Annotated in this window: 13 protein-coding genes; 4 read left to right on the forward strand and 9 right to left on the reverse strand. The window is 63.2% G+C overall.

Annotated features, from left to right (window positions below; all coding sequences use genetic code 11):
• Positions 1-13: 13 nt before the first annotated feature.
• The 6 genes from U5A65_RS36735 to U5A65_RS36760 form a co-directional block, all read right to left on the reverse strand.
• On the reverse strand, positions 14-385 hold the full coding sequence (locus U5A65_RS36735; RefSeq protein WP_321916176.1) for a response regulator: 372 nt from the start codon (positions 383-385) through the stop codon (positions 14-16).
• A 130-nt stretch (positions 386-515) separates the two neighbouring features.
• On the reverse strand, positions 516-1247 hold the full coding sequence (locus tag U5A65_RS36740; RefSeq protein ID WP_321949297.1) for a response regulator transcription factor: 732 nt from the start codon (positions 1245-1247) through the stop codon (positions 516-518).
• A gap of 144 nt (positions 1248-1391) precedes the next feature.
• Positions 1392-3629 carry a PAS domain-containing protein gene (locus tag U5A65_RS36745; RefSeq protein ID WP_321949298.1) on the reverse strand — a complete coding sequence of 746 codons (2238 nt, stop codon included), beginning with the start codon at positions 3627-3629 and terminating at the stop codon, positions 1392-1394.
• A 233-nt stretch (positions 3630-3862) separates the two neighbouring features.
• Positions 3863-4330, reverse strand: coding sequence for a RidA family protein (locus U5A65_RS36750; protein WP_321949299.1), 468 nt, complete (start codon positions 4328-4330; stop codon positions 3863-3865).
• 130 nt (positions 4331-4460) lie between these two features.
• A complete protein-coding gene (locus U5A65_RS36755) occupies positions 4461-5129 on the reverse strand; it encodes a response regulator transcription factor (protein WP_321916172.1) in 669 nt (222 codons plus the stop codon).
• A 333-nt stretch (positions 5130-5462) separates the two neighbouring features.
• Positions 5463-5933 carry a DUF3331 domain-containing protein gene (locus U5A65_RS36760; RefSeq protein ID WP_321916171.1) on the reverse strand — a complete coding sequence of 157 codons (471 nt, stop codon included), beginning with the start codon at positions 5931-5933 and terminating at the stop codon, positions 5463-5465.
• Between the two features lie 418 nt (positions 5934-6351).
• Here U5A65_RS36760 and U5A65_RS36765 point away from each other — a divergent pair, with 418 nt between their 5' ends.
• From U5A65_RS36765 to U5A65_RS36775, 3 genes are all read left to right on the forward strand, one after another.
• On the forward strand, positions 6352-7443 hold the full coding sequence (locus U5A65_RS36765) for a catalase family peroxidase (protein WP_321949300.1): 1092 nt from the start codon (positions 6352-6354) through the stop codon (positions 7441-7443).
• A gap of 184 nt (positions 7444-7627) precedes the next feature.
• Positions 7628-8173, forward strand: a complete 546-nt coding sequence (locus tag U5A65_RS36770; RefSeq protein ID WP_321916169.1) for an RNA polymerase sigma factor — start codon at positions 7628-7630, stop codon at positions 8171-8173.
• Complete coding sequence (locus U5A65_RS36775) at positions 8170-9075, forward strand: anti-sigma factor (RefSeq protein WP_321949301.1); 906 nt, start codon at positions 8170-8172, stop codon at positions 9073-9075. The genes U5A65_RS36770 and U5A65_RS36775 overlap by 4 nt, the downstream gene beginning before the upstream one ends.
• Before the next feature lie 51 nt (positions 9076-9126).
• On the opposite strand, the gene U5A65_RS36780 is transcribed toward U5A65_RS36775, so the two are convergent.
• Positions 9127-9630, reverse strand: coding sequence for a DUF3455 domain-containing protein (locus tag U5A65_RS36780; RefSeq protein ID WP_321938690.1), 504 nt, complete (start codon positions 9628-9630; stop codon positions 9127-9129).
• Between the two features lie 293 nt (positions 9631-9923).
• Between U5A65_RS36780 and U5A65_RS36785 the strand changes: the two genes are divergently transcribed.
• A complete protein-coding gene (locus tag U5A65_RS36785; RefSeq protein ID WP_321949302.1) occupies positions 9924-10277 on the forward strand; it encodes a BON domain-containing protein in 354 nt (117 codons plus the stop codon).
• 75 nt (positions 10278-10352) lie between these two features.
• Here the strand turns inward: U5A65_RS36785 and U5A65_RS36790 are convergent, their stop codons facing one another.
• Together U5A65_RS36790 and hpnI are read right to left on the reverse strand one after the other, a co-directional pair.
• A complete protein-coding gene (locus U5A65_RS36790; RefSeq protein ID WP_321916165.1) occupies positions 10353-11366 on the reverse strand; it encodes a lysylphosphatidylglycerol synthase domain-containing protein in 1014 nt (337 codons plus the stop codon).
• Between the two features lie 58 nt (positions 11367-11424).
• On the reverse strand, positions 11425-12678 hold a 1254-nt coding region (gene hpnI, locus U5A65_RS36795; protein WP_415766282.1), incomplete at its 5' end, for a bacteriohopanetetrol glucosamine biosynthesis glycosyltransferase HpnI.

Consider the following 12678-nt stretch of genomic DNA (forward strand, 5'->3'; position numbering starts at 1 on the left):
CACTGAATCGCGCTCAGTTCTCGCCCAGCGCAACCTTGAGCGCCGCGAGAAGCGCCGTATCGCTGAAGGGCTTGAACAGGCAATCGCACGCGCCCTGCGCGATCAGACGGTCGCGAACGGCTGCGTCTTTGTGAGCGGTAATGAAAATGACCGGCACGTTCTTGCCAAGACGCTTCAACTCGCGAAAAAGCCCCAGGCCGCCCATACCGGGCATGTTGATGTCGAGAACCAGACAATGGGTTTGATCGACGGCTTCAGACGCAAGAAAAGCCTCGGCAGACGAGAACACACTCACGGCATAGCCGAACACTCTCACCAGATCTGGAAGCGACTCCCGCACTGCTTCGTCATCATCGACCAACGTTACCAGCATGATTGCCCGCAATCAAGTCTCGTTGAGACCACTACTCCGCCCTCTGAGGATGCACCAGGCCGCGTGGGGAATCTACGGTACCTTGGTATCACTCAACTCAAAATCTGTCCGCAAGGAGCGCTAACACTCGCCATGCACCGCGTCAAAGCCGCGCTGAAGCGACGGCTGCCGCAAGGCGGCCCCTTGCACGCGTACCACCGGGCTGCCACGCAGCCGGGGCCTGCGGGCAAACCTTCGCGGCCATGATCACGAGTTCAGGCAAGGACCCTGCCTCCATTTTTTCCATCAGCCTGCCGCGATGCCCCTTGACCGTGATCTCGCTAATGCCTAGTTCCGCCGCCACCTGCTTGTTGAGCAAACCGCGCACCACGAGCGTCATCACTTCCCGTTCGCGCGGCGTGAGCGCGGCATAGCGCGCCTCCAGCACGCGGCTTTCGCTCTGCGTGTCGATCGCCTCGCGGCTGCGCTCGATACCGTCGCGAATGGCGTCCAGCAACGCTTCGCCGTTGAACGGCTTGGTGAAGAATTCAATGGCGCCGGCTTTCATGGCCCGCACCGTCACCGGTACATCGGGGTAGCCGGTGATAAAAATGATCGGCATGTCCGCACGCTCGGCCACGATCCGGCGCTGCAGATCCAGGCCGTGCAGATCCGGAAGCGAAACATCGAGCAGCAGGCAACTCGGCCCGCAAACGCGAGGGTGAGCAAGGAATTGTTGCGCGGCGCCGAACACCTGCGGCTGCCATCCCGCGCTGCGAATGAGCAATTCCAGCGATTCGCGCACGGACACGTCGTCGTCCACCACGAACACGACCGGAAGCGCCTGCGAGACGTTCGCGCACGCCTGTCCTTCAGTTTCGCCAGGTCTTTGCATGGCCTCCTCGCTAATCTCCGCGCCCCATATACGTCAAGGCGCCAGACGCCCCTGAAGCAAACACCGCACGATGCCCGATCCCGTCGTACGCGTCCATCATACGGAGGTATGTATACGCGCCGCTCGCGGGCGCGCAGGCGTCATTTACGCGCCATACACGGACAGCGAGAACGAAAAGATTGCGCCGGGACCATTCGTCGGGATCTCGGCCCAAAGACGCCCGTTCTGGCTTTCGATGATCGACCGGCTAATCGCGAGACCAATGCCCATACCGTCTTGCCTCGTCGTATAGAAGGCATCGAAAAGCCGCTCCGCGTCTTGCGGGTCGAAGCCGATTCCCGAGTCCCGCACGCTCAGGCGGACCGTTTCGTCCGAACCGGCCTCCGTCTTCACCGTCACGTGCCGGGGCCGGTCGTCCACCGTGCGCATGGCGTCCGCCGCGTTGCGCAACAGGTTCATGATGACCTGCTGCACCTGCACGCGGTCGCAGCCCGCGCAAGGCAGGCCCTCTGCGAACTCCATGCGCATGACGACACGCGCGCGGTCGAGATCGCTCTGCATGAGAGCGATGATGTCGCGCGCGGTGTGAGCGAGATCGACCGGTTCAATCGTGGCGCTGCGCCTCGTGAAAAGCGCGCGCAGCCGCGTAATGACGTCGGCGGCGCGGTTGCCGTCGCGGATCGTGCGCCGCGCCGTTTCCTGCGCGCCTTCGATATTGGGCGGCACGGCCGCCAGCATGCGCAGGCAGGTGCTCGCATTGGTCACGATACCGGCGAGCGGCTGATTGACTTCATGGGCAATCGAAGCCGTCAGTGCGCCAAGACTCATCACCCGCGCGACATGCGAAAGCTCCGCGCGTGCGCGGTCGAGCGCCTCTTCCGAACTGCGGCGCTGGCTAATATCGAGCGTCGTGCCGCTATATTCCTTGCGGCCCGGACGGTCCGTCATGCGGTGCGCGATCAGATGCAGATGCTTGATGCGCTGGTCCGGCATCAATAGCCGGTGCTGGCATTCGATATCGCTTTCGCCGCGCCGCCCCTGCTCGATGAACTGCGCGACGAACCCCATATCCTCCGGGTGCGCGCGCTCGGCAATACGCGCGAGCGTCACGGGCGTGCCGGGCTCGAACTCGAAGATGTGGTAGATCTGCTCCGACCAGGCAATCTCATCCGTGTCGGCGTCCCATGAGAAGTTGCCCATTCTGGCCAGCGCCTGACCTTCGGCCAGAAAGGCCTCGCTGCGCCGCAACTCTTCCTCGGCGCGCTTGCGATCGTCGATGTCGATGTTGATGCCATACCACTTGACGACGTTTCCATCCTGGTCCCGCAATGGGCTCGTGCGAAACAGAAACCAGCGGTACTGGCCGTCGTAGCGCTGCATGCGCGCTTCCGCGGCGCCCGGCATACGGCTCGCCATGATGTCGGTCCACGCGGCCATGAGCCCCGGGAGGTCGTCCGGATGAACCGCCTTGGTCCACTCGTGGTCCTTCACCTGCGAGAGCGTTCGCCCGAGATAGTCGAGGTAGTACTGGTTATAAAATTCGCCCGTTCCGTCCGGGCGCGCTGACCAGACGAGCGCGGGCAGTGCGTTGATGGTCTCGTTGAGGTGGCGCTCGCTCTCCGCGAGCGTGATCTCGGCTCGCTTCCTGTCTTCGATATCGATGCACAGCAGAAACCAGCGCAGAATGCTGCCGGTGCGATCGCGCAGCGGAAATCCGCGCACGTTGACCCAGCGGTACACGCCGTCTGCGCGACGATGACGGCTTTCGACGTTGTACGTTTTGCCGCTTGCAAGCGAGGCTTCCTGCGCGGCAACCGCCTCGTCGAGATCGTCCGGATGAACGATCTCGTGATTGCGCCAGTCCCTGAGTTCCTCGAAGGACTTGCCAAAATAATCGAGCGTGAGCTGGTTTTGCCCTTCGACCTCGCCTGTCGGCGACGTCACGGTAACCGGTACGGGAATGCATTCGACGACCAACTGCAGATCGAGCGCTTGCCGGTCGAGCGCTTCCTGCGCGCGCCGCAAGTCATCGATATCGCTGCACGTCGCGCACCAGCGAACGATTTGCCCTTCGGCGTCGCGAACCGGACTGATTTGAATATCGAACCAGCGATGCTGGCCGTCGAAGCGCCGCAGGCGCGCCGCGATGCCCCCAGGCTCGCCGCAAGCGAGAATGGCGCGACGCTGCTCGAGCAGTTCCGGCAAGTCGTTGGCGCTTACCGCGTCCAGCCACTGCGAGCCCGATGACACCGCAAGGCCAAGGCCCGTGTATTCGGACCATTTCCGGTTGACGAAGTCGACCCGGCCGTCGGGTAGCGCAGTCCATGCCATAACAGACAGCGCATCCAGCACGAGGCCGGGATCAAGGGCCGATCCCATCATTTTTCTGATAATTACGAGCAGGCGTCAGCGTTTCAAACATACGCAAAAGCTCGCGCTCAGGCATGTTTTACGCGGATTATCCGGTCTGACCAGAGGATTTTGGGATTATTGCATGCGAAAACAGGCGTCGCAACCGCCCATTGTTCCGGAAAAGCCGGCTAATTTCGTTGCGCACGCATCGGACGGACGCCGCGCCACGCGGCGCAGCCCCGGGGCCGCAATGGCCTGATTGCTCAGTCTGCGATTTCGACGGTCAATTCGATCTCGACGCAGGCATTGAGCGGCAACTCCGCAACGCCCACCGCCGAGCGCGCGTGCACGCCCGCCTCGCCAAACACCTTCGCAAGCAATTCCGAAGCGCCGTTCGTCACGAGATGCTGCTCGAAGAATCCCGCCGCCGAATTGACGAAGCTCGTGAGCTTCACGATTTGCTTGACGTGGTTCAGGTCGCCGATTTTCGCATGCAGCGTCGCGAGAAGATCGATGGCGATCTTGCGCGCGGCCTCACGGCCCGCTTCGGTGCTCAGCGTGGCGCCCAGCTTGCCGGTCACGACCGCGCCGGCATCGCGGGCAAGGTGGCCCGCCAGATAGACGGTACCGCCGCTGCGAACGCTCATGGTGTAGGCCGCAGCCGGCGAACTGACCTGCGGCAACTCGATGCTCATCGACTTGATCGTCTCGTAGACGTCACGCTTTTCCATCGCACTCTCTCCAATTGGATAATTTCAAGGTGGAGTGCAAAAGATAACGGCAAAGGCAGAAAATAAACGCTAGATCATTGGGTGATGAACGCATCCAAAAGATTGGGAGAATATAAACCGTGGTATTAACTTACTCCCCGGACGGTTCGATCCCGAGTGCGACGATCTTGCGCACCAACTCGGCAACGGAGCGCACATTCATTTTGCGCATGGCCTGTCCGCGGTGGATCTTCACCGTGACCTCCGCAATGCCCATTCTCGAAGCGATCTGCTTGTTCATCAGCCCCGCCGCAACGTTGAGCAGCACTTCGCGCTCGCGCGGCGTCAGTGCGTCCCAGCGCTCGCGCGTTTCGACGAGCGAGCTGTCCGCTTCCAGACGTTGCGCGTCGCGCTGCAGCGCGGCGACCACGGCGTCGATCATGTCCTGATCGCGAAAGGGCTTGGTGAGGAAGTCGATTGCGCCCGCCTTCATCGCTTCGACCGTCATGGCAATGTCGCCGTAGCCCGTCATGAAAACGACCGGCATGGGCGAGCGTTCCTGCATGAGGAGCGACTTCTGCAGCGCCAGGCCGCTTTGACCGCGCAGGCGTACGTCAAGCACAACACACGATGGCCCCGCTCGCCTGGGCGCCGCGAGGAACGCTTCGGCGGAGTGAAAGGCGTGAACCTCCAGGTCGATCGAGCGCAGCAGGCTCGTGAGTGCGTCGCGCACCGAATCGTCGTCATCCACGATATAGACGATTCCGGCAGGAGTGTTGACGCAAAGGGCAGCCGACCGGTCGGTCACAGTGTTTAGCATCTACGATAGTGTTCTGCAGTGTTACGTTGTGCGAATCGAACCAGCATGGACACCGCCCAATACCCATGGGACGCCAATGGTCGACTCACCCGCTGAAGCGCCAGCCGAGCGGCCGACGTCAGCCGCTAGCTAGCGCAATCCTTGCAATGCCAAGCCTGAAGCTTACATCGCGCGTTCATGCGAGGCTGTAGTACTTTGGTATTGGGGAAGTCCGGCTGCGTCGATGCAGCCCGATCACTGGCGGGAAAAACTGACGGGAAGAAAAAATCCCAAATAATGAATTTCAGGCGCCTGATTTTATTGTTTATACGGCGCAATGCTCGCTATTTGAGCTTATTCGGGGTCGGCCAGACGAGCGCCCAACGCTTCCAGCGACACGGCCAGTATCATCGCTCCAGAATTCAAAGGGACCATGTAGCGCCGCGCTAACGGCCGGAAAACGGCATCGCCTCGCTTGATACGCTCTCCGGAAAGTACGCAGACGCCCGATTTTCTGGCGATTGCCCGTTTCCAGACCTGTTCGCGGTAGCTGCAGCGCGTCGGATCGCTCCACGACAACGTGAACGAAGAATTGGCCAGTCGCTCTTCGATTGTGACCGTGCAGCTTGCGTAGGTGTTGTCATCCGCGGGCCGGAGGTCGTTTCGCGTGCGCGTCGCGCTTGCGCGGCGCGAAACACTCGTCCGCGAAGCCGGGGAGGCAAGCAGGCCGGAGACCACGTGTGCCCACGGATTGTGCGGGCAGTCGGGCGTTGCCGCGTCCACGCAGTCGCGTGGTGCATGGGTTTCGTCGTTGGCATCGTCCACACCACGGGGCCGCGCGAGACGCATGCTTTCGCCCGGGCCTGCGCCATCGAGTGCGGTTCCCGCGTATGTCGACCTCCACGAATCCAATCTCACCACGGCTAACTCCCATGTTCTGGATGAGCGTGACTGTCACGCGTGCCCCGTCTCGCGAAGCCGGAACGTCCTGTGTATTGCGCCGACCGATTTCCAATAACTGAAGCTTAAGGAGAAGCGCGGCAACCAGGTATTCTTCCCGCGCATAGGCTGAGTGACGCTTTTGGATGGCGACCCCATACCTTGGTATACATTCAACCTTCAGTACGCACTGAATAGCAGGAAGCGGATTACCATATCGGCCTCGCCGCACAACGGCAAAGCACGAGATGCATAGCGGGCCTTTCAATTCGCCGGCGGCGGCGCGAGGCTCCTGCGCCGATTTATGTCCCGTCTTTCGCATTCGCAAGTTCTTTTCCGGTACGCATGCATTGCGCTCACGCTTGCGGCGCTTGCCGCGGCGTTCGCCTGGACCGCGGGCTGGATACATTGGCCCGGCGCCCAGGCCGCGCTCACGCCCAGCCGGCTCATCGACGCGTTCGAACGCAGCGCGGGCAAGCACCCCGGCTTTCGCCGCAACCACGCGAAAGGTATCTGCGTGAGCGGCTATTTCGACAGCAACGGCAATGGCGCCGCGTTGTCCCGCGCGAGCGTATTCGAGCGTGGACGTACGCCGCTGATTGGCCGCTTCTCCGCGCCTGGCGGCAATCCCGCCGAAGACGACGCAAACACGACCGTGCGCAGTTTCGCACTGCTTTTCGCGATGCGCGACGGCGAGCAATGGCGCACCGGCATGAATTCCGCGCCAGTATTCGCGGTGCGCACACCACAAGCGGTGTACGAACTGCAAGAGGCCATGCAGAACGACAAGCGCACCGGGCGCCCCGACGCCGCGAGGCTCGATGCGTTCTTTGCGCAGCACCCCGAAACCAACGCGCTGCGCGACTGGCTCGCCGCGCATCCGCCGGCTTCCGCGTTTTATAACGCGCGTTATTACAGCATCGATGCGTTCCGTTTCACGAACGCAAGCGGCGACGTGCGATTCGTGCGCTGGAGCGTCGTGCCCGATGCGCCCTATGCGCCCTATGCGCCCTACGCGCCGGTAGACACGCGCAGTCCGAGCGCAAGCGACCCCGACTTTCTCGCGCACGGCCTGAGGGTGCGATTGCAGTCGGGGCCGGTCAGCTGGCATCTCATGCTGACACCTGCGGGCGCGGGCGACCCGGTGGACGACGCCACACGCGCCTGGCCCGCCGAACGCGAGCGGCATCGTGTCGACGCGGGTACGATCGTCATCGATCATGCGCAAGCGCAGATCGATGGCGCCTGCCGCGACATCAATTTCGACCCAACGGTGCTGCCGGTGGGCATTGCGCCCTCTGACGACCCGCTGCTCGCCGCGCGCGCCGCCGCTTACGCAGAGTCGTTCGACCGGCGTACGAGCGAAGAAGCGCAAGCTGGCGTGAAAGGCCACTGAAGGCCGTTGAGCGTCGCCCCTTCACAACCCAAACGCCGGCATGGAATAAAGCGCATCGCCCACGTGTTTCGTTACAAGTTCACCCAAAAGGCCCGAGCCGCGCCCCCCCTGATCAGACGGTCGCACACGACCGCGTCGCGCGCGCCAGTCCGGATTGAACGGGGATCGTGGAGAAAACCCTTCGATGAGCGGTACAGACTTACCGGCCATGCTACCCGCGATGATTCCGCGGCTGTGGGCGTTTGCGCTGCGCCTTTGCGGGGATCAGCACGACGCGGAAGATCTCGTGCAGCGCGCCTGCCTGCGCGGGCTGGAACGCGCGCATCAGCTTCAACCAGGCACGGCTGCGTTGAGCTGGATGTACTCCATCATGCATTCCACATGGATCAACGAGCTGCGAGCCCGCAGCGTGCGCAAGCGCGCGAGCTTCGAGTGGGACGACGATTTCCTCGAGAATCTCCCCAATCCCGTCGATAATGGCCCCGAAATGCAACTGATGCACAGCCAGATCATCGAGGCAGTCGAGCGCCTGCCCGAAGCTCAGCGCGTGGTGATGCTGCTCGTCGCAGTCGAAGGCATGACGTATCAGCAAGCCGCCGACGTGCTCAAGGTACCCATTGGCACCGTGATGAGCCGGCTTTCGCGGGCGCGCCAATCGGTCGGCGTCATGTTCAGCGGGAGAGCGCCCAAGGCGCCGCCTGCCCCGCAGCACAAGGACTCAATCGCATGATTGCCGACGACGCCCAGTTACTCGCCTATGTGGACGGCCGCCTGTCGCCCGACGAGCGCGCCGCGATCGAAGCGCAGTTGCGCGAGTCCGACGAGGCGCGCAAGAAGGTTTCGCTGCTGCGCGCCTCGCAGGTCGACTTCGCAGGTGCCTTCGCTGAGCAAGCGCTGCCGCCCGTGCCCGAATCGCTGCGCCTGAGTATCGATGAAATGGTGCGCGCGCAACCTTCTGCGAGCGCAAACGACAAGACGATGCCGTTCTCCGAACAGCACCCTTCCGCGCCCGTGAGATCGCGCCTGCGCCGCGTGCCGGTCTGGCTCGCGGCGGCGTGCGTGGCGGGTGCGTTCGTGGCCGGCCAGCTCGTGCGCTTCGACTCGCTGCTCGGGCCTGCGGGCCCAGGCTCCGGCTCCGCACAACTGGCGAGCGCCTCGGAGATGTCGCCGTGGGTGCAGGCGGCGGTTGGCTACCAGAGGCTCTATACGCGCGAGACCGTTGCGTACCGGCAGGACGATCCAGTGCTCGCCGCGAAGGTCGTGGAAGACATCCGCCGCGACGACCGCCTCGCGCTGCGCGTGCCGGACCTGAGCAGCGCCGGGCTCACCTTCAAATCGGTGCAGCGCCTTCATTTTCACAACAAGCCGCTCGTGCAGATTGTTTATCTGCCGCGCAGCGGGCCGCCCGTCGCGCTGTGTGTGATGAAGGACGCGCGCCCGGACGAAGCGGTCGCTTCCCGCACCGTCGACTCGATGGGCGTCACCACATGGCGGCAGAACGAGTTGACGTACGCACTCATCGGGCAGACCAGCGACGTCGATCTGGCGCAAATCGGCAAACGCATTTCCAACCTCGATACGGCTGCGCTATTCAGCGAGGCGCAGCAAGCCGGGCCGATGCGCAGCGGGTAACGGATAACGGCAACGCGTCATGCCAGCAAGACCGTTCAGTGATGAGCCTTCTTACTGATAAAAGAGGTAAGTCGCGAGATAAGGCGAACTACCCGACTCATGCTCGGCCGTGCACGGCGCAGCCGGCTTGACGCCGCCAACCGTCCTGACCCGCTGCACGTAGCGCACGGATTCGAGCAGGCCCTGCGTGCCTGTGGAGTGCGTCGCGAGCAGAAGTTGCGGCACGCTATCCGGCGTATCGCTGGGCTTTTGCGCGACGAGTTTTCCTTCGACGCGGCTGCCGTCGCGTGCTTGCCACGCGGGTCCGGCGGAATGTTCGATCACGGCCGCGCCGTGCGCGTCGTAGAGCGTTGCGCGCGGCTGCTGGAACACCCATCCGAGCGTGTGATCCGCGCCGTATTCGCAGGTGTAAATCTGCACGCCCGCAGCATTCGCGGTCAGAAACGGCTGTGCGCCCGGGATATCGAACGATTGCGCTTGCGCGAGCGCCGCGCTCATCATCAAAACCAGCCCTGCCCCGATTGCAATCGGCTTCCCGCGTGAAAGGTGATTCATGGAGAGGCTCCTTTAGGCTGCGCGGCCGACCCAGTGCGGTGCGCTCTTGCTCAACAGCCCGGCGCGGAAAACTATTCCATCGCTATCGGGTTGGGCTTTGAGGCTCAGCGCGTGAGTCTGATTTGTATCCCAGTGTATATAAGGCCCTTTTTGATACGCAAGATTGCACAGGCCACTTTTCTCGACACATGCGCGATACGTCCTGCAGTTCTAATGCATTCCACATTGATCACGCTTTCCCAAGGTCGTTTGACTGAACACGTTAGTCCAACCGCAACGTCAAGAGGTGAACCATGAACCTTCGTAACCAGGCCCTCACGGGCGTATTCGCCGTGCTGCTTTCTACTTCCGTTCTCGCGCAAACCGCGGCGCCCGCGGCTCCCACGAAGGAGCAGGTTCGCGCGCAAATGAAGGCCGACAAAGCAGCGAACAAGGCCTTCTCCAAGACCGTCTGGCAAGCCGTCTACAAGACGAAGGGTCTGGAAGACACAGACATCGCCGTGTTTTCCGAAGCGCGTACGGGCAAGGTCATTCTCGCTGGGATGATTATGGACGCTTCGCAGGAACAGATCGCGCAGGACGCCGCGGCGAAGGTGCCGGGCGTTCAGGCGGTCACCAGCAAGCTGACCGTGTACGAAGCGCACTGAACGTCGACTGCGCGTCGATTGCGCGGCGCACGCCGAATCCGGCGTTCCTTCACGCTCGCCCGGCGGCCAGTGCCTTTATTGGACGCGCCGGGCGCGTGTGGCCGCGCCCTCTGTGCGGCGCCTTGACGGCCAGCCATATTCGGCGGCCTGCCAGGCAAGCAGCCCGGGCAAATAGAACATCAGATCGCGTACGCGCCTTGCGCCCGCGAGTGCGAGGCAGGTGGGCGCGTCGAATCCGAGCAGTCCGCCTATCACGACGAAACCGCCTTCCTGCACGCCGAGGCCGGCGGGCACGAGAAACGCAATGCTGCTGAGCATCTGGATCAGCGCTTCGATTACGAACGCCTGCATGAAGGTCGCATCCGTGCCGAGCACACGCAACGCGATCCAGATTTCAAGCGCGTAGCCGAGGCATTGAAGCGTTTGCCAGATGAGCACGTAGCGCACGACCACGCCGGTCTGCCGCCAGATCAGCTTGAGCGATAAGTCGACGCGTACCGACTTGCCCACGAGATCCACGACCTTGCCGCTCGTAACGCGGTTGAGCGTGCGTGCCGCCCGCTCGAACGGCCGCGCGTGCTGCACGAGCGCAAAGAGCACGAGCAATGGGATGAACCCAGCGAGACCCCATGCGAAACGCCCCACGAAGCGCGCGGTATCGGAAGAGGAATGTTCGAGCAGATAGCCTGCAGCGATCAGCGCATAGAGAACCTGGCTGATCAGCGTGAGCTGCATGTCGGCGATCAGGCTCGCGACTGCCGTGGCCGGCCGCACGCCCGCACGGCCGAGCAGGCGAAACGAAACGAGCTCTCCGCCCACGCGCGCAACGGGCAGCAAACCGTTGATCGACTCGCGTATCCATACGAGTTTGAGCATCGCCGCGAACGACGGACGCTGCGCCGCGCGAATCAGGCTGCGCCAGTCCCACGCATTCGCGCACATCGGCAGGATATGCACGGCGGCCGCCAGCACGAGGCCCATGCCCGCGCCGCGCAACAGTTGCAGCACCGCCGCAGGATGTTCGCGCCATACGAGCCACACGGCGATCGCGAGACCGACCAGGGCGGCGATACGTCCCATGTGCTTCATCTGCGGGTGCTCTCCAGGCTCTGCTCCCGTCTCATTGTGCCCCCCTCAACTGTGACGCTCAGGTCTCGTGGACTGGCGAAAGCATGCCATTCCTGTCGACGCGAAAGCGCGTGCCGCGCCAAACGACGCCAGACGAACAAAAGCTCGCAACGTAGATCGCGAACTGGACCATTTCCCAAAGGGGTAAGCATAACAGTCCGCTGGACTTGTCACCGGTCGCGCGATCGGTTCTCCAGATCAGCCACGCGCGCGCGCAGAGCGCCACGGCGGCCAGCATCCACGCCGGCGCGGCCCCGCCGGACAACGCCACCGCCAGCATGGCGAGCGCGAACGGATGCATCAGCACGGCGCCCAGATGCCCCGAGCGGTCTGCCGCGCGCACGGTGCGGCTCCAGCGCAATTCATGCGCAAAGAGCTGAGCGAACGTATTTTCCACGCACGCGTGCCGCACGAGAATGGGCGGAACGGAAACTTCCGCGCCGGCACGGCGCACGGCCTCGCCAATCGCATGATCTTCGGCGAGGTGATGCGCGAATTGCGCAAGGCCGCCAATGCGTTCGAGCGTGTCACGCGTCATGGCGATGGACTGGCCGAAACACGGCCGCGCGCGCCCGATTGCGAGCCCCGTGACAACGCCGGGCAGGAAGTGATAGTTCGTCAACGCCGCCGCCACGCGAGGCCAGAATCCGGGCGCGCACAGGCCGCGATAGACGGCGGTCACGAGACCGACGCCGGGCTGCTGCAGCGCGCCGACCACCTGGCGAAGATAGTTTCGATCGACGAGCACGTCGCTATCGGCAAAGCACAGCACGTCGTGCTCGGCCTTCTCCAGCATGTTCACGAGATTGGCGATCTTGCGGTTGGGACCGTACAGGCGCGAGTCGGCGACGACCGTGATGTGCGCGCCGGGGTAGCGCACGCGTAGCCGCTCGATCGCTTCGAGGGCTTCATCGCGCGCGTCGTGAACGCCGAAGAGATACTGGACTTGTCCAGGATAATCCTGCTCGAAGAAGCTGGCGAGATGTTCCTCGAGGTGCCATTCGTCGCCGTGCAGCGGCTTGGCGATCGTGATTGCCGGAAAGTCGCGCGGCGCAGCCACCTCACGCGCGAAGAAACGGCCGACCAGCGCGCTGGCCGTGCACGTATAGATAATGCCGAGCGCCGCGCAAAGACCGATTAGCACCGCTAGCGAATCGAAGAGCAGATGCGAGAACCCGGGCAGTGCAGTGCGCATGACTTCAATTGCCGCAGCGGCAACGGCAAGCGCCGTCACGGCCATCGCAACGATGGCGCCCGTTCGCCCCGTCGCGTG

This window comes from Paraburkholderia sp. J10-1, from assembly GCF_905220165.1.
GTDB lineage: Bacteria > Pseudomonadota > Gammaproteobacteria > Burkholderiales > Burkholderiaceae > Paraburkholderia.

What these genes read in the sequence shown, in the direction of transcription:
- U5A65_RS36745 (WP_321949298.1), bottom strand. Translation starts at nt 3,629, where the DNA reads ATGATGGGATCGGCCCTTGATCCCGGCCTCGTGCTGGATGCGCTGTCT.
- U5A65_RS36755 (WP_321916172.1), bottom strand. Translation starts at nt 5,129, where the DNA reads ATGCTAAACACTGTGACCGACCGGTCGGCTGCCCTTTGCGTCAACACT.
- U5A65_RS36765 (WP_321949300.1), top strand. Translation starts at nt 6,352, where the DNA reads ATGTCCCGTCTTTCGCATTCGCAAGTTCTTTTCCGGTACGCATGCATT.
- U5A65_RS36780 (WP_321938690.1), bottom strand. Translation starts at nt 9,630, where the DNA reads ATGAATCACCTTTCACGCGGGAAGCCGATTGCAATCGGGGCAGGGCTG.
- U5A65_RS36775 (WP_321949301.1), top strand. Translation starts at nt 8,170, where the DNA reads ATGATTGCCGACGACGCCCAGTTACTCGCCTATGTGGACGGCCGCCTG.
- U5A65_RS36790 (WP_321916165.1), bottom strand. Translation starts at nt 11,366, where the DNA reads ATGAAGCACATGGGACGTATCGCCGCCCTGGTCGGTCTCGCGATCGCC.
- U5A65_RS36740 (WP_321949297.1), bottom strand. Translation starts at nt 1,247, where the DNA reads ATGCAAAGACCTGGCGAAACTGAAGGACAGGCGTGCGCGAACGTCTCG.
- U5A65_RS36785 (WP_321949302.1), top strand. Translation starts at nt 9,924, where the DNA reads ATGAACCTTCGTAACCAGGCCCTCACGGGCGTATTCGCCGTGCTGCTT.
- U5A65_RS36750 (WP_321949299.1), bottom strand. Translation starts at nt 4,330, where the DNA reads ATGGAAAAGCGTGACGTCTACGAGACGATCAAGTCGATGAGCATCGAG.
- U5A65_RS36770 (WP_321916169.1), top strand. Translation starts at nt 7,628, where the DNA reads ATGAGCGGTACAGACTTACCGGCCATGCTACCCGCGATGATTCCGCGG.